This is a genomic window from Streptomyces sp. NPDC003635 (assembly GCF_053587635.1).
In genome coordinates this window covers 94563-114796 of sequence record NZ_JBSFOK010000014.1, presented here as the reverse complement: position 1 = coordinate 114796, position 20234 = coordinate 94563, and the positions used below count along the sequence as shown (strand labels likewise).

The following is a 20234-nucleotide window of genomic DNA, read 5'->3' as shown; positions in this document are numbered from 1 at the left end:
GTGCGCCGCGTCGCTCCCTCTTTATTGGGGTTCGCCCCCGGTATCGAGGTTCTTGCCGTCGAGACGAGAAGGTACGCGTGTCAGCCAGGCTAGAGGCCGAACATCTCTACAAGGTGTTCGGCAGACGACAGGACGAAGCCGTGGAGCGGCTCCGTGACGGAGCCGATCGGGAGGAACTGCGCGCCGACGGCACCACCGCGGCCGTCATCGACGCCTCCTTCACCGTCGAACCGGGCCAGATCTTCGTCGTCATGGGCCTGTCCGGCTCGGGCAAGTCCACGCTGCTGCGCATGCTCAACGGTCTGCTGGAGCCGACCGCCGGACACGTCCGCTTCGACGGCCAGGACCTGACCGCGCTCAGCGCCCGCGACCTGCGCGAGGTCCGCGCTCACAAGATCAGCATGGTCTTCCAGCACTTCGCGCTGTTCCCGCACCGCAGTGTCGTGGAGAACGCCGCGTACGGCCTGGAGGTCCAGGGCGTCGCCAGGGCCGAGCGCCTGGAGCGGGCCACCGAGGCCCTCGACCTGTGCGGCCTGAAGGGCTGGGAGAAGTCCTGGCCCGACGAGCTGTCCGGCGGTATGCAGCAGCGCGTGGGCCTCGCCCGTGCCCTCGCCACCGACGCCGACCTGCTGCTCATGGACGAGTCGTTCAGCGCGCTCGACCCGTTGATCCGCCGTGACATGCAGGACCAGCTCCTCGAACTCCAGACCAAGCTGAAGAAGACCATCGTCTTCATCACCCACGACCTCAACGAGGCGATGCGCCTCGGCGACCGCATCGCCGTCATGCGCGACGGCCGGATCGTCCAGATCGGCACCGCCGAGGACATCCTGGTCCGCCCCGCCGACGACTACGTCGCCTCCTTCACCCAGGACGTCGACCGCTCGCGCGTGCTGACCGCGGCCTCCGTCATGGACCGTGACGTCAGCGGCGACGAGGCCGACTGTGGGTGCGAGAGCGGGTGCGAGACCGCGCGCCCCGACACGCCGTTCACCGAACTCTGCGCGATCAGCGCCCGGTTGACGCACCCCGTGGCGGTCCTGGACGACAGCCGCAAGCTCGTCGGAGTGGTCCCGAGCAGCCGCCTCGTCGGCTTCCTCGGCGAGGGCATGCCGGAGGTGACCCGTGCCTAGGATCGAGTTCGGCTCGTGGGTCAACGACGCGGTCGAGTGGCTCACCACTCACATGGGCTGGCTGTTCGACTTCTTCGAGCAGGTCTTCCGCGGCGCCTACGAGGGTGTCGACGCCGTCCTCCAGGCCCCCGAGCCGCTGCTGCTCGTGGGCATCTTCGCGGTGATCGCGTTCTGGCTGCGCGGCACGCTCGCCGGTGTGCTCACCTTCGTCGGCTTCGCCTTCGTGATCTCCCTCGACCTGTGGGAGGACGCGATGGTGACGCTGTCGCTGGTCCTCGTCGCCACGGTCATCGCGCTGCTGATCTCGGTGCCGGTGGGCATCTGGGCGGCGCGCTCCCACCGGGTCAGCGCGCTCGTACGGCCGGGCCTCGACCTGATGCAGACGCTGCCCGCGATGGTCTACCTCATCCCGGCGATCCTGTTCTTCGGCTCCGGCGCCGCCGCCGGCATCGTCGCCACCCTCGTCTTCGCGCTCGCCCCCGGGGTGCGCATGACCGAGCTGGGCATCCGCCAGGTCGACAAGGAACTGGTCGAGGCCGCCGAGGCCTTCGGCACCACCCCGCGCGACACCCTGCTGCGGGTCCAGCTCCCGCTGGCGCTGCCCACCGTCATGGCCGGCGTCAACCAGGTCATCATGCTCGGCCTGTCCATGGCGGCCATCGCCGGCATGGTCGGCACCGGCGGCCTCGGCGGCGACGTCAACGAGGCCATCGGCCAGCTCAACATCGGCCTCGGCGCCGAGGCGGGCCTCGCCATCGTGATCCTCGCGATCTACCTGGACCGCATGACCAGCGCCCTGGGCACCCAGGTGTCCCCGCTCGGCCGCCGTGCCGCCGCCCGGCTGCGCGCCGCCCAGGGCCTGAAGATCTGGTCCTACCGCCCACGCGCCTCCGTCGCCGTCGTCGGCGTCGTCGTGCTCGCCCTCGTCGCGGGCGGCATGGGCGTCTTCGCCGGAGACAGGACCGAGCCGGTCGCGGGCGGCGACGACGTCGGCCAGGGCAAGAAGATCAGCATCGGCTACATCCCCTGGGACGAGGGCGTCGCCTCCACCTTCCTGTGGAAGGAGATCCTGGAGCGGCGCGGCTACGAGGTCGAGGTCAAACAGTTCGACGCGGGCCCCCTCTACACCTCGCTCGCCCAGGGCGACATCGACTTCCAGACCGACTCCTGGCTGCCCGTCACCCACGAGCAGTACTGGAAGAAGTACGGCTCCCAGCTCGACGACCTCGGGTCCTGGTACGGCCCGACCTCCCTCGAACTGAGCGTGCCCGCCTACATGAAGGACGTCGACTCCCTCGACGACCTCAAGGGCAAGGCGTCCGAGTTCGACGGGAAGATCACCGGCATCGAGTCCAGCGCGGGCATGATGAGCCTGCTCAAGACCAAGGTGCTCAAGGCGTACGGCCTGGACCAGGAGTACAAGGTCGTCGACAGCTCCACCCCGGCGATGCTGGCCGAGCTGAAGCGGGCGTACGACAAGAAGGAACCGATCGTCACCACGCTCTGGTCGCCGCACTGGGCGTACAGCGACTACCGGCTGAAGAAGCTCAAGGACCCGAAGGGCGCCTGGGGCAAGGGCGACGGGGTGCACACCCTGTCCCGCAAGGGCTTCGCCGCGGAGAACCCGGTCGTCGGCGAGTGGCTGAAGGACTTCAAGCTCACCGAGGAACAGCTCACGAGCCTGGAGTCGCAGATCAACAAGGCCGGCAAGGGCAGGCAGCAGGAGGCCGTGCGCGCCTGGCTGAAGGACCAGGGCGGGCTCGTGGACCAGCTGGCGCCGGTGAAGAACACCGGGACCCCGGCCGAGGCGAAGCGTCCGCTGGACGTGGCCTGGTTCCCCTGGGACGAGGACATCGCCGTCACCTACCTGTGGAAGAACGTCCTCGAACGGCGCGGCTACCGGCTGAACCTGAAGCAGATGGACGTCGGCCCGGTCTACACCGGCCTGGCCTCCGGCGACCTGGATCTCAACTTCGACGCCTGGCTGCCGTACGCGCAGAAGAACTACTGGGACAAGAGCAAGGACAAGCTCCACGACCTCGGGACCTGGTACGAGCCGACCTCCCTGGAGCTCGCCGTGCCGTCCTATGTGAAGGGCATCGACTCCCTGGCGGACCTCAAGGGCAAGAGCGGCACCTTCGACGGGAAGATCGTCGGCATCGAGCCCGGCACCGGCGAGATGAACCTGCTCAAGACCAAGGTGCTGCCCGGGTACGGCCTGGAGGACGAGTACGAGGTCGTCGACGGCTCCACTCCGGCGATGCTGGCCGAACTCAAGCGCGCCTACGCCAAGAAGGAGCCGATCGCGGTCGTGCTGTGGTCGCCGCACTGGGCGTACAGCGAGTACGAGCTGACCAAGCTGAAGGACCCGGAGAAGCTCTTCGGCGAGGGCAACACGATCCGCACGATCTCCAACAAGGACTTCCCCGGGCAGTACCCGCAGCTCACGAAGTGGATCAAGAACTTCAAGATGAGCGAGGACGAGCTCGGCACCCTCGAGCAGGAGATCAAGGACCGCGGCCAGGGCAACGAGGAGGAAGCCGTCGCCGCCTGGCTCGAGGAGCACCCGGAGATGGTGGACCGGATGACCCCGGCGACCTGAGAACCACGCGGCACCCCGATTCCGGCGGGCGTTCGGCACACCTGACAGTGCCGGACGCCCGCCTTCTCGTGTTCTCGCGACGCATGAAATCCGGCCAACCAGGCCGACCCCGCCCGGCTCTCGGTCCGACCTGGAACTTCGCCCTCTGTGGTCACCTCCGTACGCAGCGAAACAGCCCGCGGTTCCCGTGACGGTCCGCTCCGGTGGTGGCGCGAACTGTGAGGTGGCCGCCACTCTCCTGTGTCGTCGATGTGACGGGCGCATGAAACGGTTTGCCGAACATGCGTAGGGTGCAGAGAAGTCATCAGAGACGCGGTACCCGGACGACGAGCGAAGGAGGGAGCCGGAGCGATGGGCGACCACAAAGAGCAGCCCCTGCGGGTGGGCGCGGCCGTGCGGCGGCGCCGTCGCGCGCTGGAGCTCACTCTCGCCGTCGTGGCCGAGCGCAGCGGCCTGTCGGTGCCTTTCCTGAGCCAGGTCGAGAACGACCGCGCCCGCCCCTCCAGGAGCTCCCTGGAGAAGCTCGCCGACGCCCTGCGCACCACGGCCGTCGAACTGCTCGCGGCGGCCGATCCGGCGTGCAGCGTGGACGTCGTGCGCGCCGAGTGCGCCGAGCAGCCCCCGGACCCCCGCGTCCGTTCCCTGGTGCGCGGCCACCATCAGATGCACGCCTCGGAGTTCACCGGGGACCACGAGGCGGGCCGCGAGATCCAGTACCGCAACGACCAGTTGATGTACGTCGCCGACGGCGCCGTGGAGATCGAGGCCGAGGGGCGCGCCTACCGGCTCGGCCGCGGGGACACCCTGTACCTCACCGGCGGGGTCCGCCACCGCTGGCGCGCGACCGTCCCGGACACCCGGGTCGTGGTCGTGGCGGTGGCCGAGCACATCGAGGCGGTCCAGGACCGGCCGCGCTGATGCGGGTCGTCTCCCTGGTGCCGTCCCTCACGGAGGCCGTGGCCCGTTCGGCGCCCGGCGTCCTGGTCGGTGCCACGGACTGGTGCACGCACCCGGCCGGCCTCGAGGTGGCACGGATCGGCGGCACCAAGAACCCCAAGACCGACCGGATCCTCGACCTCGCTCCCGACCTGGTGATCGCCAACGAGGAGGAGAACCGCGCCCCCGACCTCGCGGCCCTGCGCGCGGCGGGCGTCGAGGTGCTGGTGACCGAGGTCCGTGACGTCCCAGAGGCCTTCAGGGAACTGGACCGCGTGCTCAGCGCGTGCGGGACGACCTCGCGCCCCCGCTGGCTGGACGAGGCGGAGGCCGCCTGGTCCGCGCTGCCCGTCCCCGGGCGCCGTACGACCGCCGTCGTCCCGATCTGGCGCCGCCCCTGGATGGTCCTGGGCCGGGACACCTTCGCCGGGGACGTCCTGGCCCGCCTCGGCGTGGACCACCTGCACGCCACCCACGAGGACCGCTACCCGCGCGTCCCCCTGGAGGAGCTGCTGGCGGCCGCCCCCGACGTGGTCGTCCTGCCGGACGAGCCCTACCGCTTCACGGCCGACGACGGCCCGGAGGCCTTCCCCGGACTGCCCTGCGCTCTCGTCAGCGGACGGCACCTGACCTGGTACGGACCGTCACTGGCCGAGGCGCCGGAAGTGCTGGGCTCGGCCCTGCGAGCAGCGCTCCGCTGACCAGTCCGCACACGGTCTGCGCGGCGGCCACCAGCCAGGCGGCGACGAGCAGGCCGTACAGAGCGACCGCGAGCCCCTCGTAGACCACGAGCCCGGTGTGCCGGGCCAGCGCCTCGGCGCCGGTGACACAGGTCCCGACCGGGAAGGTGAACGCCCACCAGGTCATCGTGAACCGCATGCCCCGCCGCCGGGCCCGCAGCACATGGGCGGTGGCGACCCCCAGCCACAGCAGCGCGAAGCCCATCACCGGCACGCCGTACAGCACCGCCAGCACGTCGAAGCCCTGGCTGTAGGGGGCCGGGACGACTCCCGGCGCGAACTCCGCGAACTTGCCGACGGCGGTCGTGGACTGGCCGAGCGGACCCAGCACCAGGAACAGGGTCGGGGTCAGCGCGAGCGGCAGCGGTCCTCCGGTGAGCACCCGGGCGAAGACCAGCGGCAGCATCAGCAGGGTCGCGAGCAGACTGAGCCCGAACATCGCGAAGCAGGCGAGCAGCAGCGTCTCCTGGGCCTGCCCGGTGGGCAGATGCGGGACGAGCAGCGGTCCGACGGCGGCGGACACCATGGGCGCGACGAGCGGCAGCAGCCAGACGGGCGTGGCCTGACCGGCCTCCACCCGGTGGCGCACGGCCATCAGGTACGGGACGGCCACCGCCGCCGCGAGTCCGATGGCCGTACCGGCCGTGAACAGCAGCACGTCGAGCGCCACCGCCGCCTCGGTGCCGATCCAGTCCCGGCCGACCGTCACCGCGCCGGCGCCGACCGCGAGCAGGGCCATGGACAGGCAGCCGTAGAAGGGGGCCGTCGCCGGGTCCAGCAGATGGGCGCGGGCCTGGTCGCGGTGGTGGGTCCAGTGCAGGGCGCGGGCGACGAGGAGCGCGGCCAGCAGGAGCGCGGACAGCGTCCACACGGCGACGCAGAGGATCCGCGGCACGGGGAGCGCGACGCCGGCGGTGGCGACGATGGCGGTTCCCATGACGGAGGCGTACCAGTTCGGTCCGAGGTGACGGACGGCCCGGGCGCGGGGGAGGGGCTGGGCGGCGGTGACCATGCGTCCACGGTCCCGTGGCCGGACGCCCGCCACCAGGGAGGACGTCTCTATGAGGACATAAGCTGGGCTTATGAGTGTCGTTCCCAGTTCCCTGGCCCATCGCGTACCGGACCTCGGCGCGCTGGAGTTGCTGCTGGCCGTGGCCCGGCTGGGCAGTCTCGGCGGGGCGGCGCGGGAGCTGGGCATCACCCAGCCCGCCGCCAGCAGCCGGATCCGGTCGATGGAACGGCAGTTGGGCGTGGCGCTGGTGGACCGTTCACCGCGGGGTTCGCGGCTGACCGACGCCGGTGCGCTGGTGACCGACTGGGCGCGGCGGATCGTGGAGGCCGCGGAGGCCTTCGACGTGGGCGCGCAGGCGCTGCGGGACCGCCGGGACTCACGGCTGCGGGTGGCGGCGAGCATGACGATCGCCGAGTATCTGCTGCCCGGCTGGCTGCTGGCGCTGCGCGCGGGGCGCCCGGACACGGCGGTGTCGCTGCTCGCGGGCAACTCGACGGCGGTGGCGGAACGCCTCCTCGCCGACGAGGCGGACCTCGGCTTCGTGGAGGGCCTGACGGTCCCCACGGGCCTGGACTCGGTGGTGATCGCCCATGACCGGCTGATCGTGGTGACGGCCCCCGGCCACCCCTGGTCCCGCCGCCGACGCCCGCTGACGGCCGAGGAGTTGGCGGTCACCCCCCTCATCCTCCGCGAGAAGGGCTCGGGCACCCGCCAGGTCCTGGACACGGCCCTCGGCGGCCTCGCCCGCCCGCTCATCGAACTCTCCTCCACCACGGCCGTGAAGGCGGCGGCGGTGAGCGGCGCGGGCCCGGCGGTCCTGAGCGAACTGGCCGTGCGCGAGGAACTGTCACTGCGCCGCCTGGTGAGCGTCCCGGTGGCGGATGTGTCCCTGGCCCGCGACCTCAGGGCGGTCTGGCCGACGGGTCACCGCCCGGTGGGACCGGCCCGGGACCTGCTGCAGCTGACGCGGGGCTAACGGCCCGCTTCCACCAGCGCCTTCATCACCCGTACGTCCTCGCCCATCTCCGGGTGCCACTGCACGCCCAGCACCCAGTGGTCGCCGGGCAGTTCCACGGCCTCCACGGTGCCGTCCGCCGCGTGCGCCGAGGGAACCAGACCGTCTCCCAGCCGCTCCACCGCCTGATGGTGGTACGTCGGCACACTCGTCTCCTCCGGGGCGATCCGGGCGTACAGCGTGCCCGGGACCGGCTTGACCGGGTGCCGTCCGAAGACGCCGACCACCTCGGCGTGGCCCTCCATGTGCTGGACGAGGGTGCCGCCGAGGGCGACGTTCAGCAGCTGCATGCCCCGGCAGACCCCGAGCAGGGGGAGCCGGGCGGCCAACGCGGCGTCGATCAGGGCCAGTTCCCACGCGTCCCGCTCCCGCGCCGGGGGCCCTGTCCGAGGCTCGCGCTCGGCGCCGTACCGCACCGGCTCCACGTCGGGGCCGCCCGCGATCACCAGTCCGTCCAGCCGGGCGACCGTCGCGGCCGCCCGCTCCGGCGCGTCCGGCGGCAGCATCGCGGCGAGTCCGCCGGCCCGCTGCACCAGACGCGGATACCCGGCGGGCAGCAGGGCCGCGTCCAGCTCCCACACGCCCCAGCGCACCCCGGCCTCCAGATACGTACTGACCCCGATCAACGGCGTGCCCGGCATACCCTGCCCTCCAACCAATGGATCGCTCCCGTACCTTTCCAGGGGATCACGCCAGGAACCCGTCACGCGAGGAACCCCCTGAGCAGCGCCGCCGTCCCCGCGCAGTGCTCCCGCGCGATCTCCCGTGCCGCGTCCGCGTCCCCGTCCAGCACCGCCTCCACCAGTGCCGCGTGCTGGCGCTGCGAGTGCTCCAGATTGCGGACCAGGATCGGGATGCAGTCCAGCAGTTCGTTCACCGTCGCCCGCACCCCCGCGTAACTCGCGGTCAGCGAGGGCGAGCCGCACAGCTCGGCCAGGGTCAGATGGAGCAGCGTGTCCCGGCGCCGGTAGTCGGCCAGCGGGGCGTCCTGGGTGCGGGCGAGCGCCTCCCGCAGCCGCTCCCGCCGCTCCCCGGTCAGTCCGTGCGCCGCGCACAGCCCCGCCGCGCCCACCTCCAGCACCTCCCGGAAGCGCAGCACGTCCTCGATGTCCACCGCGGCGATCCGGCGGCGCAGCTCGTCCTCGCCGCCGGCGTCCGCGCGCGGCAGCACGAACGTTCCGCCGTACCGCCCCCGCCGGGACTCCACGAGTCCCTGGTCCTGAAGCACCCGCAGCACCTCGCGCAGTGTCACCCGGCTGATCCCGAGCCGCTCCGCCAGCTCCCGTTCCGCGGGCAGCCGCTCGCCGCCCGGCACCAGACCGAGCCGGACCACCTGGAGGATCTGCTCCAGGGCCTCCTCGAAGCCGTTGCCCGCCCGCACCGGCCGCAGCACCGGGGTCAGCCGGTCCTCCGGCCCCGGGTCAGCGTCCACCGACATCCCGCCGTGCCCCCTTCCCAAGCAATGGTTCTCGGCAATACCTTATGGCTCCCGGCTGACCCAAGAGGCCTTGAGGAGGCTTTCCCGTGGCAGACCGCACACCGCCGCTCGGCGTCGAGGAGCTGCACGCCCTCGTCGCCGGCGGTGAGATCGACACTGTCGTCCTGGCCTTCCCGGACATGCAAGGGCGGCTCCAGGGCAAGCGGTTCGCCGCCCGCTTCTTCCTCGACGAGGTCCTCCACCACGGCACCGAGGGCTGCAACTACCTGCTCGCCGTCGACACCGAGATGAACACGGTCGACGGTTACGCCATGTCCTCCTGGGACCGCGGCTACGGCGACTTCGCGATGCGCCCCGACCTGTCCACCCTGCGCCGCGTTCCGTGGAACGAGGGCACCGCCATGGTCGTCGCCGACCTCGCCTGGGAGGACGGCTCCCCGGTCCTCGCCGCCCCCCGCCAGATCCTGCGCCGCCAGCTGGAGCGTCTGGCCGAGCTCGGGCTGACCGCCCAGGTGGGCACCGAGCTGGAGTTCATCGTCTTCAAGGACACCTACGAACAGGCCTGGGACGCGGGTTACCGGGGCCTGACCCCGGCGAACCAGTACAACATCGACTACTCGGTGCTCGGGACCGGACGCATCGAGCCACTGCTCCGCCGTATCCGCAATGAGATGGCGGCCGCGGGCCTCACCGTCGAGTCCGCCAAGGGCGAGTGCAACCCCGGCCAGCACGAGATCGCCTTCCGCTACGACGAGGCCCTGGTCACGTGCGACCAGCACGCGATCTACAAGACCGGCGCCAAGGAGATCGCCGCGCAGGAAGGCGTGTCGATCACCTTCATGGCGAAGTACAACGAGCGCGAGGGCAACTCCTGCCACGTCCACCTCTCGCTCGCGGACGCGGCCGGGAACAACGCGATGGCCGGGCCCGACGGGATGTCCGACGTCATGCGGCACTTCCTCGCCGGACAACTGGCGGCTCTGCGGGACTTCTCCCTCCTCTACGCCCCCCACATCAACTCCTACAAGCGGTTCCAGCCGGGCTCCTTCGCCCCGACCGCCGTCGCCTGGGGCCACGACAACCGCACCTGCGCCCTGCGTGTGGTCGGCCACGGGCGCTCCCTGCGCTTCGAGAACCGCCTCCCCGGGGGAGACGTCAACCCGTATCTGGCGGTGGCGGGCATGGTGGCCGCGGGCCTGCACGGCATCGAGCAGAAACTCCAGTTGCCCGAGGCCTGCCCCGGCAACGCCTACACCGCCGAGTACGCGCACGTACCCACCACCCTGCGCGAGGCCGCCGAGCTGTGGGAGAACAGCCCCCTGGCCAAGGCCGCCTTCGGCGACGAGGTCGTCGCGCACTACCGGAACATGGCGCGCGTCGAGGTCGACGCCTACGACGCCGCGGTCACCGACTGGGAGCTCCGCCGCTCCTTCGAACGCATGTGAGGCCCGTGTTGTCCGAGCAGCTCCAGGTACTGAACCCCGCGACCGAGGAGACCGTCGCCATGGTCCCGGCCGCCACCGCGGCCGACGTCGACGCGGCGGTCGTACGGGCCGCCCGCGCGCAGTCCCGGTGGGCGGCCCTGTCCCCCGGCGACCGGGCCCGCCTGCTGCGGCGGTTCGCCGTCGCCGTGGACGAGCACCTCGAAGAACTCGCCCGGTCGGAGGTCCGGGAGGCCGGCCACACCCTCGGCAACGCCCGCTGGGAGGCGGGCAACGTCCGGGACCTGCTCGACTACGCGGCGGGCGGCGTCGAGCGACTCACCGGACGCCAGATCCCGGTCCCCGGCGGCCTCGACGTCACCCTCCTCGAACCGCTCGGCGTGGTCGGCGTCATCGCGCCCTGGAACTTCCCGATGCCGATCGCGGCCTGGGGCACGGCACCGGCGCTCGCGGCGGGCAACGCGGTCCTCCTCAAGCCCGCCGAGACGACCCCGCTCACGGCTCTGCGGCTGGCGGAGCTGGCGCTGGAGGCGGGACTGCCGGAAGGGCTCTTCCAGGTCCTGCCCGGACACGGTCCCGTGGCGGGCAACGCCCTCGTGGAGCATCCGGGCGTCGCGAAGATCGTGTTCACCGGGTCCACGGCCGTGGGCAGGCAGGTGCTGGCGAAGGGCTCCGCGCTCCTCAAGCGCGTCACCCTCGAACTGGGCGGCAAGAGCCCCAACATCGTCTTCGCCGACGCCGACCTCGAAGTCGCCGCCCAGGCCGCGCCCATGTCCTTCCTCGACAACTCGGGACAGGACTGCTGCGCCCGCACCCGCATCCTCGTCCAGCGCCCGGCCTACGACCGCTTCCTGGAACTGCTGGCCCCCGCGATCGAGGCGGTACGCGTCGGCGACCCCGCGGACGAGGCCACGGACATGGGCCCGCTGATCTCCAAGTCCCAGCTGGAACGCGTCCGCTCCTATGTCTCCGACGACCTCGACGGCATCCGCGGCAAGGCCCCCGAGGGCCCCGGGTTCTGGTTCCCGCCCACCGTCCTGACCGGCGTCGAGCCGCACGCGCGCGTCGCCGTCGAGGAGGTCTTCGGACCGGTCGCCGTCATCCTGCCCTTCGAGGACGAGGCCGACGCGATCCGCCTCGCCAACGCCACCGACTACGGCCTGTCCGGCTCGATCTGGACCCGGGACGTCGGCCGCGCGCTGCGCGTCTCCCAGGCCGTCCGCGCGGGCAACCTGTCCGTCAACTCCCACTCCAGCGTCCGCTACTGGACCCCGTTCGGCGGCTTCAAGCAGTCCGGCATCGGCCGCGAGCTGGGTCCGGACGCCCTGACCGCCTTCACCGAGACCAAGAACGTCTTCATCAGCACGGAGGGCCCCGCACAGTGACCTCTTCCACCGAGGAAAACATCTGCCGCCGCCTGGTCGGCCGTACCGCCGTCATCACCGGAGCCGGCAGTGGGATCGGCCTCGCCACCGCCCGCCGCCTCGCCGCCGAGGGCGCCCACGTCGTCTGCGGCGACGTCGACGAGCAGCGCGGCAAGGCGGCCGCCGAGGAGGTCGGCGGGATCTTCGTGAAGGTCGACGTCACCGACGCCGAGCAGGTCGAGGAGCTGTTCAAGACGGCGTACGACACCTACGGCAGCGTCGACATCGCCTTCAACAACGCCGGGATCTCGCCGCCCGACGACGACTCCATCCTGGAGACCGGACTGGAGGCGTGGAAGCGCGTCCAGGAGGTCAACCTCACCTCCGTCTACCTGTGCTGCAAGGCCGCGATCCCGTACATGCGGCGCCAGGGCAAGGGCTCCATCATCAACACCGCCTCCTTCGTGGCGCGGATGGGCGCGGCGACCTCCCAGATCTCGTACACGGCCTCCAAGGGCGGTGTGCTGGCGATGTCCCGTGAGCTGGGCGTGCAGTTCGCGCGCGAGGGCATCCGCGTGAACGCGCTGTGCCCCGGGCCGGTGAACACCCCGCTGCTGCAGGAGCTGTTCGCGAAGGACCCCGAGCGGGCCGCGCGCCGCCTGGTGCACATTCCGGTCGGCCGGTTCGCCGAGGCGGAGGAGATCGCCGCGGCCGTCGCCTTCCTGGCCAGCGACGACTCCTCGTTCGTCAACGCCACCGACTTCCTGGTGGACGGCGGAATCTCGGGAGCGTACGTCACCCCGCTGTAGAGCGCGCTCTAGAGTGCCCGCATGAGCATGACGCCCCCGCCCGGCTGGTACCCCGACCCCAACGCCCCGCATCTGGAGCGCTGGTGGGACGGCAGGGCGTGGACCGACCACCGGCGCACCCCCGAGGTGACCGTGCCGATGCGCACGGCCGTGGCGGGGCCGTCCGGACGGGCCAAGGCCGTCGCCGTCACCGCGGCGGCGGCCGTGCTCGTGGCGGCGATCGTCACGGGCGCGGTGGTGCTGGGGCAGGGAGACGAGGAGGGCGTGGACGTCGGGACCGGGCCGACGTATTTCACGGCAGCGCCGACGACCGAGCCGCCCTCTCCCACTCCGACTCCCACCGAGAGCGAACCCTCGGCCGAGGACCCGTCGGTCGTGGTGGACGAACTCAACGGCATCACCCTGCCGTTGCTCGACGGCTGGGTCCGGCCGAAGTACGTCGCCGAGGACGACGTCGTCATGACCACGGACGGCACCTACGACTGCCCCGCCGACGGCGGAGTCTGCCGCCGGGGCCGCGTGATGTCGCGGACCGTGACCGGCAGTGACGCGCGCTCGCCCGAGAAGCTGGCGAAGCAGGACATCAAGGAGGCGGTGGACGAGGCGTACGACCGCGACCTCGCCGGCGGGCGCCCCTACGGCGGCGTGGAGTCGCACGAGGTCGTGAAGTCGGGGCCGGTCGCGGTGGCCGGACGGGCCGGGTTCTTCGTGCGCTGGCGGGTCAGGACGGCCGAGGGACCCGGCGGCTACGTCCAGTCCACGGTCTTCCTCTCCCGCGTCGGCACCGAGTCACCGGTCTGCGTCCGGTACGTCTTCGACGCGGGCGCGGAGGGTCCGCCGCTGGCCGACATGGACCGGATCACCAAGGGCATCCGGTCCGTCGACGACCCCGACGGCGGCGGGGGAGTGGGCAGCAGCGTGGGACCGGGCGGCGCGGGCTAGAGGAAGGTGTGGCCCTCTCCCCGGTACGTCGGGACGGCCGCCGTGACCTCGTCGCCCTCTATCAGGTGCAGTTGGTCGAAGCGCTCGCACAGTTCGCCGGCCTTGGCGTGCCGGAACCACACCTTGTCGCCGAGCAGCAGATCGTCGGCGGGAGAGCCGAGCAGCGGGGTCTGCACCTCGCCGGGGCCCTCCTGGGGGTCGTACCGCAGTCCCTCCGGGAGGTACGGCACCGGCAGCCGGTCGGGTCCGGCGGCACCGGAGGCGGGGTAGCCACCGCCGAGCACGGTCACGACGCCGACGCCCGGCCGCCGGACGACGGGCTGGGCGAACAGGGCGGCGGGGCGGCCGGCGAAGGAGGTGTAGTTGTCGAACAGGCGCGGCACGTAGAGGCCCGAACCGGCGCCGATCTCGGTGACGCAGTCCTCGGCGGCGGTGTACTGGACGCTGCCGGTGCCCCCGCCGTTGACGAACTCGAGGCCCGGGGCGACGGCCCGGAGCGCCCGCACCACCTCGGCCCGGCGCTGGGCGAGCTCCCGGCGGGCGGTGGCCTGCATCAGCCGCACGGCACGCGAACGCAGGGGCCGTCCGGCGACGGAGTCCCCGACACCGGCGATGTGTCCCTCGTACGCCATGATCCCGACGACCTCGAACCCCGGCCGCCGGGCGACGATCCGGGCGAGGTCGGCGACCTGGTCGGCGGAGTGCAGCGGGGAGCGCCGGGCACCGACGCGGAGGCGGCCGCCGAGGAGCCTGAGCGAGGTGTCCAACTCCAGACAGACGCGGACGACTTCCCGTCCCCCCTCCCGGGCCTCGTCGATGAGCCGGAGCTGCGCCGGGTCGTCGATCATCACGGTGACGGCGGAGGCGAGCTTGGGGTCACTGGTGAGCTCGGCGAATCCGGCGCGGTCGGCGGAGGGGTAGGCGAGCAGGACGTCGTCGAACCCGGAGCGGGCCAGCCACAGGGACTCGGCGAGCGTGAAGGACATGATCCCCGCGAAGCCGTCGCGGGCGAGGACGCGTTCGAGGAGGGCCCGGCAGCGGACGGACTTGCTGGCGACGCGGATCGGCTTGCCGCCGGCGCGGCGGACGAGATCGGCCGCGTTGGCGTCGAAGGCGTCCAGGTCCACGATCGCGAGAGGGGCGTCGAGATGGGCGGTGGCCCGGTCGTAACGGGCCCGGTCGGCGGCGCGCGCAGTCATGAACGAAGCCTGCCAGACTGGATTACCGCAGGGTAGGGGGACGTTCCGGGCTAAAGCCCCGGGCTCGTGGACTGGTTCCCGCCGGGCCGGGGTCAACCCGTAGAGTGACGCGCACGCACGTGAGGACCGTGGATGCGGGCCCACCCGTGCGGGTAGTTGTAGCCCGGAACCCCGGGCCCGGGCTGACAGACACTGCCCGAGTACGACGAAGGCCCGGGCAACAGGAAACGGGGGGCGCATGAACACGGAAGCGCAACGCGCCCCGATCCCCCCACGTCCACCCCACCCCCCGAAGCCCCAGCGCGCCCCGGGCGCGGACGCGGACGACACGGGTCCGCAGGGAGAACCGACGCGTCGGCCACAGCCCGCCGACGGAAACCGAGCACAGGGCTCGCCCGGCGGCCGCCGGGCGGAGGACACCCAGGGCTCACCCGGGGGCCGAGTGGCGGGAAGCGGCGCCTCCGCGCACGACCGGCGCCCCACGGGCCTGCGCGTCCCGCCCCCCACCACGGGCGACGCACCCTCAGCCACCGACGCGCCCCACGCCCCCCGCCGGGCCACGCCACCCCGCTTGCCGAACCTCACCACCCCACCCGAGGCCCCACCGGCACCCAAGGCCTCCGCCCGCTTCCCGGACACAGCCCCGGCCTCCGCGCCCACCGCTCCGGGCTCCGCACCCATGGCCCCGGGCTCCACGCCCACCGCCGCCCCGCAGCGCCCCGTGTCGAGCCCGAGCCTCTCCGGCGGTACGTCCGCGCGTCCGGCTGCCTCCGCTGTCCCGCTACGCCAGGCCGGCCCGACGCCGGTTCCGCCCAGGCCCGTCGGCGCCGCAAACGCGTCGGCGGGTCCGGGGGCGGCTGCCGCCGCGCCTCGTGCCGCTGCCGCTCACCCCGGATCGGAGACCGGGAGCGGCGTGCCTCCGCGTCCCCTCCGTGCGCCCGGCGGCGGCACGGGCACACGGCCCGCCGTGTCCACACCCCGTCAGCCGCTGTCGCCGCTCGCTCGGCCTGATGTGTCGGCGGAAGGGGCCTCCGAGACCACCACTCGGCTGCGGCCCGTTCCCACGGAGGCGGGACCGGAGAGTGAGGAGCGGCAGGGGACGCGTACGCCCGATCCCGCCTTCTCCTGGAGCGCTCCCATGAATCCCGCCGCGGGGCGGCCCGTGGTGTCGTTCGCGCAGCCCGAGGGCTACGACGGGGACGCGCGGCCCAGGGCGATCGGGGTGCGGGTCGGAGGGCGGGCGGTGGCCGCCGCCGCTTGTCTGGTGCTGGGCCTGGGCCTGGTCGGGGGCGCCGTGACCGGAAGCTGGCTGGTCGGGGACTCCGAGGCCGCCGGCGCCCGGGACAGTTTCGTCGCCGCCGGAAGCCTGTGGCACAGCGTGCCCGTCGATCAGCTGTTCCCGCCCACCGTGGTCGGCCAGGGCGCCGGGCCCGGCGGTGCCGACCGGACCTGGACGCGGACCGCCGTCGCTCCGGACAGTGGCTGCGCCGACGCCTTCGACCCGCTGCTGCGCAAGGTCCTCGCCCCCGTCGGCTGCCAGCGGCTCCTGCGCGCCACCTACACCGACGCCACCCGGACCTACGTCACCACCGTCGGCATGCTCTTCACCAAGGCCGACGCCACCGCCATGACCTCCCTCGCCCAGCGCTTCACCGACGAGGGCCTCGACCGCCGCCCCGATCTCATGCCGCGCCCCTACGGACCCGGCTTCGGCAAGACCATGCGCGCCTCCTGGACCGTCTCCGTCCTCACCGACGCCCCCGTCGTCGTCTACGCCGTCTCCGGCTGGGCCGACGGCCGCGCCGTCGACGACCCGCAGCCCGCCGAGGACGCCATGAAGTCCGGTGCCACCACGGCGCCCGCCCAGGCCGGCCTCGGCCACGAGGCGAAGGGACTCGCCGACCGCGTGGAACGCGCCCTGCGCAAGCAGGTCGGCCCGTACGCCACGGAGCAGGCCTCGTGACCGCCGCCCTCACCCGCCGTACCAGCCTGCTCAGCGTTCTCCTCGCCGCCTCCCTCGCCCTCGTCCCGGCCACCGCCGCGCACGCCGACGGCATACGTGCCAAGCAGTGGGCCCTGGAAGCCATGCACGCCGAGGAGGCCTGGCAGACCACCAAGGGCAAGGGCATCACCGTCGCCGTCCTCGACACCGGCGTCGACGACCGGCACCCCGACCTCGTCGGCAACGTCCTCAAGGGCAAGGACATGGTCGGCTTCGGAGCCGGGCGCGGCGACCGGTCCTGGGCCCGCCACGGCACCGCGATGGCCGGCATCATCGCGGGCCACGGACACGGCTACGGCAACGGCGACGGCGTCATGGGCATCGCCCCCGAGGCCAAGGTCCTCCCGGTGCGCGTGATCCTGGAGGACGGCGACGACGCCCGCGCCAAGGCCCGCACCACCCGCGGCAACGCCCTCGCCGAGGGCATCCGCTGGGCCGCCGACCACGGCGCCGACGTCATCAACCTCTCCCTGGGCGACGACTCCAAGTCCGCCCACCCCGAACCCGCCGAGGACGAGGCCGTCCAGTACGCCCTGAAGAAGGGCGCCGTCGTCGTCGCCTCGGCCGGGAACGGCGGCGAGAAGGGCGACCACATCTCCTACCCGGCCGCCTATCCGGGCGTCATAGCCGCCACGGCCGTGGACAAGTTCGGCACCCGCGCCTCCTTCTCCACCCGGCGCTGGTATGCCACGGTCAGCGCACCCGGCGTCGACGTCGTCATCGCCGACCCCGACCGCAAGTACTACGAGGGCTGGGGCACCAGCGCCGCCGCGGCCTTCGTCTCCGGAGCCGTGGCCCTGGTGAAGTCCGCCCACCCGGGCCTGACCCCGGCCCAGATCAAGAAGCTCCTGGAGGACACGGCCCGCAACTCCCCCTCCGGCGGCCGGGACGAGTCCCGCGGGTACGGTTTCGTGGACCCGGCCGCCGCGATCGAGAAGGCCGCGAGCCTCAAGCCGGAGGGGCTGCGGTCGACGGCGTACGGCGACCGCTACTTCGGCTCGGGCCCCGACGCCACGAAGGCCGACGACGACGCGACCGGCTGGGCCGCCCCGCTCGCGGCCGGCAGCGGTGGAGTCCTGCTGGTCGCCGCGGTGGTGCTGTGGCGCGGCCGACGCGCGGGACGTCGCGAGGACTTCTAGGCACCGTCACGAGGCGATCAGGCGTCGGCGAACACCGACACCGCCGCCCGCGCCGCCGCTTCCACCAGCGACACCCCGTCCGCCTTGGTCGCGTTGCCGTCCGACAGCACGGCGACCAGGTAGTCCCGCCCGTCCGCGGTCACCCGGCCGACGCTGTTGATGTCCCACAGCCCGGTCGTACTCCGCGGCAGCCACCCGTTCTTCAGCGCCCACGCCGAACCGTCGGCCGCGGCCGAGACACCCCACTGCTGACCTGCGGCGATCTGCCCCATCAGACTCCGGACGTACGACCTCGAGGCCTCGCTCAGCTCCGATTCCTCCCCGAACACCTGCCGCAGCAGCGCCAGTTGATCCGTCGCGGTGGTCTGGGTCAGCCCCCACAGCATCCCCTCGCCGCCCTTCGTGGCCGTGAGCCCGAGGCGCTCGTTCGCCGCGGCGAGCCCCTCCGCGCGGCCGATGGTCTCCCACAGCGCAGAGGTGGCGGCGTTGTCGCTGTTCTCGATCATGGCGGTGGCGTACGTCTTCTCCGTCGCCGTCAGCGCCCGCCCCGCGTCCTGCGCCTGGAGCAGCAGCGTCGCCAGGACGTCGACCTTGACGACGCTCGCGGTGTCGAAGGACCGGTCCCCGTACGCGGCGCTCTCGCCCGACTCCAGGTCGAGCACCGCCACCGACACCTCCGCGCCCTTCGCCACGGTCACCGCATCCATGGCCTTCGCCAGCAGCGCGTCCGGATCGACCGTGGGCTGTGCCACCGGTTCCACGGATGCCTCCCTGTTCACCGAGACCGTCGAGGGCGTCGCCGAGGACGATACGGCCGTCTGCGCCCGCGCCTTCACGTAGGCCGTCCCGGCGGCTGTGCCGCCCACGACCACCACCGCCGCGAGGGCGACGGACAGCAGCGGAAGACGGCGCCTGCGCGCTCCGGAGGACTCCATGCCCGCGATGCTCGGGCCGGCGACTGTGTCTGACGTGAGGCGGACGTTAGATCTGGGTCAGGGAAAGCTGAGATTCCTGTGAAGGGCGTCACGGGCGCGTTTCCGGGCCCGCACAAGCGCAGCGGCATCCCCCCGATAGGGTCGGGGACCGTGGCGAACAAGAACATTCCCGACTCCCCCTTCTCCGACGACGACGGCTCGGCCGACCCCCGGCTGAGCGCGGCGCTCGCGGCCTGGGCCGAGGACCGCTCCGCCCAGGCGCCGGTCCTCCGGGCGCTGAAGGACGCCCGGCTGCTCGTCCCGGTCGTGGCCGTCCTCGGTGAGGTCGAGGAGGACGAGAACGGGCTGCGCCGCGAGAAGACCAGCGACATGGCCGTGCCGACCCTGCGAGCCGGCGAGCGCAAGGCCCTGCCCGCCTTCACCTCCACCGACTCACTCGCCCGCTGGGACGCGGCGGCCCGCCCCGTGGCCGTACGCCTGAACCAGGCCCTGGAGGCCGCCGCGCACGAGAAGGCGGACACGGTCGTGCTGGACCTGGCGGGGCCGGTGCCGTTCGAGCTGACCGGACCGGCGCTGCTCGCGCTCGCCGAAGGACGGACGACCGCCGATCCGCTCGCCGATCCGGCCGTGGTCGAGGCGGTACGGGCCGCCGTCGCCGCCGAGCCCGACGTGCTCCGCGCCCACCTCGGGCCCGGGCAGGCCGACGGCACCCTGGCGCTCGTCCTGGACCCGGCCGCCGCGCCCGCCGTGGCCGCCCGCGCGGTCGCCGAGCGCCTCGCCGCCGACGAGACACTGAGGGCCCGCCTGGTGCGCGGCCTCGACCTGGCACTGCTGCCGGCCGAGGCGACGCCCCCGGGCGAGCCCCTGTACGTACGAGGGTGACCTAGCCGTAGACCGGGCCCGTGTACTTCTCGCCCGGGCCCTGGCCCGGCTCGTCCGGGACGAGGGAGGCCTCGCGGAAGGCCAGCTGGAGCGACTTCAGGCCGTCACGCAGCGGGGCCGCGTGGAACGAGCTGATCTCGGTCGCGCTGGCGTCGAGCAGCCCGGCGAGGGCGCTCACCAGCTTGCGGGCCTCGTCCAGGTCCTTGTACTTGTCGCCCTCCTCGGTCAGACCGAGCTTCACGGCGGCGGCGCTCATCAGGTTCACGGCGACCGTCACGATCACCTCGACGGCGGGGACCTCGGCGATGTCGCGGGTCATCTCGTCGAAGTCGGGCGTCTCGGGGGAGCCGGAGGGGGAGGTGTCACTCATGCGGGACACGATATGCGTCGCGCAACTGTTCGCCGAAGTTCGCCTCGGTTCGCCCTTCCCCGTCCATGCTGCTAACCTTTAGTGACGACCGGCCGGACACCTATGTGCTCGGCCCACAAGTGGAGGCTCCGAACTCCCACCTGATCGTCCTCCGGGACGGCGGGTCACCGGTCAGGCGGCCACCACCGTTCCGTACGGACGGTGGAGTCGCCCGAGATTGCGCCCCGCGGTTGACCCGCGGCGGTGTTCCGGCATTTCAGGAGCCCCGCCTGTG

At 72.5% G+C, this 20234-nt stretch carries 18 protein-coding genes; 12 read left to right on the top strand and 6 right to left on the bottom strand.

Going from position 1 to position 20234, the window contains the following annotated elements:
* The first annotated feature begins 77 nt into the window (after positions 1-77).
* The 4 genes from ACWDRW_RS16125 (at position 78) to ACWDRW_RS16110 (ending at position 5372) form a co-directional block, all read left to right on the top strand.
* Positions 78-1133 carry a quaternary amine ABC transporter ATP-binding protein gene (locus tag ACWDRW_RS16125; protein WP_451723619.1) on the top strand — a complete coding sequence of 352 codons (1056 nt, stop codon included), beginning with the start codon at positions 78-80 and terminating at the stop codon, positions 1131-1133.
* On the top strand, positions 1126-3735 hold the full coding sequence (locus ACWDRW_RS16120) for an ABC transporter permease/substrate binding protein (protein WP_451723617.1): 2610 nt from the start codon (positions 1126-1128) through the stop codon (positions 3733-3735). The genes ACWDRW_RS16125 and ACWDRW_RS16120 overlap by 8 nt, the downstream gene beginning before the upstream one ends.
* Before the next feature lie 351 nt (positions 3736-4086).
* On the top strand, positions 4087-4653 hold the full coding sequence (locus ACWDRW_RS16115; protein ID WP_451723615.1) for a helix-turn-helix domain-containing protein: 567 nt from the start codon (positions 4087-4089) through the stop codon (positions 4651-4653).
* The gene (locus ACWDRW_RS16110; RefSeq protein ID WP_451723612.1) at positions 4653-5372 is read left to right on the top strand and encodes a helical backbone metal receptor; all 720 of its coding nucleotides are present in this window, start codon (positions 4653-4655) and stop codon (positions 5370-5372) included. The genes ACWDRW_RS16115 and ACWDRW_RS16110 overlap by 1 nt, the downstream gene beginning before the upstream one ends.
* Here the strand turns inward: ACWDRW_RS16110 and ACWDRW_RS16105 are convergent.
* Positions 5284-6423 carry a TDT family transporter gene (locus ACWDRW_RS16105; protein ID WP_451723611.1) on the bottom strand — a complete coding sequence of 380 codons (1140 nt, stop codon included), beginning with the start codon at positions 6421-6423 and terminating at the stop codon, positions 5284-5286. The genes ACWDRW_RS16110 and ACWDRW_RS16105 overlap by 89 nt on opposite strands.
* Positions 6424-6493: 70 nt before the next feature.
* On the opposite strand from ACWDRW_RS16105, the gene ACWDRW_RS16100 reads away from it, so the two are divergent.
* Complete coding sequence (locus ACWDRW_RS16100) at positions 6494-7399, top strand: LysR family transcriptional regulator (RefSeq protein WP_451723608.1); 906 nt, start codon at positions 6494-6496, stop codon at positions 7397-7399.
* On the opposite strand, the gene ACWDRW_RS16095 is transcribed toward ACWDRW_RS16100, so the two are convergent.
* Together ACWDRW_RS16095 and ACWDRW_RS16090 are read right to left on the bottom strand one after the other, a co-directional pair.
* Complete coding sequence (locus tag ACWDRW_RS16095; protein WP_451723607.1) at positions 7396-8079, bottom strand: gamma-glutamyl-gamma-aminobutyrate hydrolase family protein; 684 nt, start codon at positions 8077-8079, stop codon at positions 7396-7398. The two genes, ACWDRW_RS16100 and ACWDRW_RS16095, sit on opposite strands and share 4 nt — an antisense overlap.
* Positions 8080-8141: 62 nt before the next feature.
* Positions 8142-8876: a FadR/GntR family transcriptional regulator gene (locus tag ACWDRW_RS16090; protein WP_451723605.1), complete on the bottom strand. Its 735-nt coding sequence runs from the start codon at positions 8874-8876 to the stop codon at positions 8142-8144.
* An 86-nt stretch (positions 8877-8962) separates the two neighbouring features.
* Here ACWDRW_RS16090 and ACWDRW_RS16085 point away from each other — a divergent pair, with 86 nt between their 5' ends.
* The 4 genes from ACWDRW_RS16085 to ACWDRW_RS16070 are packed head-to-tail and all read left to right on the top strand — an operon-like array spanning position 8963 to position 13433.
* Positions 8963-10321 carry a glutamine synthetase family protein gene (locus ACWDRW_RS16085; RefSeq protein ID WP_451723604.1) on the top strand — a complete coding sequence of 453 codons (1359 nt, stop codon included), beginning with the start codon at positions 8963-8965 and terminating at the stop codon, positions 10319-10321.
* An 8-nt stretch (positions 10322-10329) separates the two neighbouring features.
* Positions 10330-11703, top strand: coding sequence for an aldehyde dehydrogenase family protein (locus tag ACWDRW_RS16080; protein ID WP_451723717.1), 1374 nt, complete (start codon positions 10330-10332; stop codon positions 11701-11703).
* The gene (locus ACWDRW_RS16075) at positions 11700-12491 is read left to right on the top strand and encodes a 3-oxoacyl-ACP reductase (protein WP_451723602.1); all 792 of its coding nucleotides are present in this window, start codon (positions 11700-11702) and stop codon (positions 12489-12491) included. The genes ACWDRW_RS16080 and ACWDRW_RS16075 overlap by 4 nt, the downstream gene beginning before the upstream one ends.
* 27 nt (positions 12492-12518) lie before the next feature.
* A complete protein-coding gene (locus tag ACWDRW_RS16070; protein ID WP_451723715.1) occupies positions 12519-13433 on the top strand; it encodes a DUF2510 domain-containing protein in 915 nt (304 codons plus the stop codon).
* Here the strand turns inward: ACWDRW_RS16070 and ACWDRW_RS16065 are convergent.
* On the bottom strand, positions 13430-14632 hold the full coding sequence (locus ACWDRW_RS16065) for an amino acid deaminase/aldolase (RefSeq protein ID WP_451723601.1): 1203 nt from the start codon (positions 14630-14632) through the stop codon (positions 13430-13432). The two genes, ACWDRW_RS16070 and ACWDRW_RS16065, sit on opposite strands and share 4 nt — an antisense overlap.
* Positions 14633-15770: 1138 nt before the next feature.
* Here ACWDRW_RS16065 and ACWDRW_RS16060 point away from each other — a divergent pair.
* Entirely contained in the window at positions 15771-16595 is an 825-nt protein-coding gene (locus tag ACWDRW_RS16060; protein WP_451723599.1) for a hypothetical protein, read from the top strand.
* The gene (gene mycP, locus ACWDRW_RS16055; protein WP_451723597.1) at positions 16592-17773 is read left to right on the top strand and encodes a type VII secretion-associated serine protease mycosin; all 1182 of its coding nucleotides are present in this window, start codon (positions 16592-16594) and stop codon (positions 17771-17773) included. Before ACWDRW_RS16060 ends, mycP begins: the two co-directional genes overlap by 4 nt.
* Positions 17774-17790: 17 nt before the next feature.
* Here the strand turns inward: mycP and ACWDRW_RS16050 are convergent, their stop codons facing one another.
* A complete protein-coding gene (locus ACWDRW_RS16050; RefSeq protein WP_451723595.1) occupies positions 17791-18708 on the bottom strand; it encodes a serine hydrolase in 918 nt (305 codons plus the stop codon).
* 150 nt (positions 18709-18858) lie between these two features.
* Here ACWDRW_RS16050 and ACWDRW_RS16045 point away from each other — a divergent pair, with 150 nt between their 5' ends.
* Positions 18859-19590 carry an SseB family protein gene (locus ACWDRW_RS16045; RefSeq protein ID WP_451723594.1) on the top strand — a complete coding sequence of 244 codons (732 nt, stop codon included), beginning with the start codon at positions 18859-18861 and terminating at the stop codon, positions 19588-19590.
* Between the two features lies 1 nt (position 19591).
* Here the strand turns inward: ACWDRW_RS16045 and ACWDRW_RS16040 are convergent, their stop codons facing one another.
* Positions 19592-19960, bottom strand: a complete 369-nt coding sequence (locus tag ACWDRW_RS16040; protein WP_451723591.1) for a DUF1844 domain-containing protein — start codon at positions 19958-19960, stop codon at positions 19592-19594.
* Positions 19961-20234: the final 274 nt, after the last annotated feature.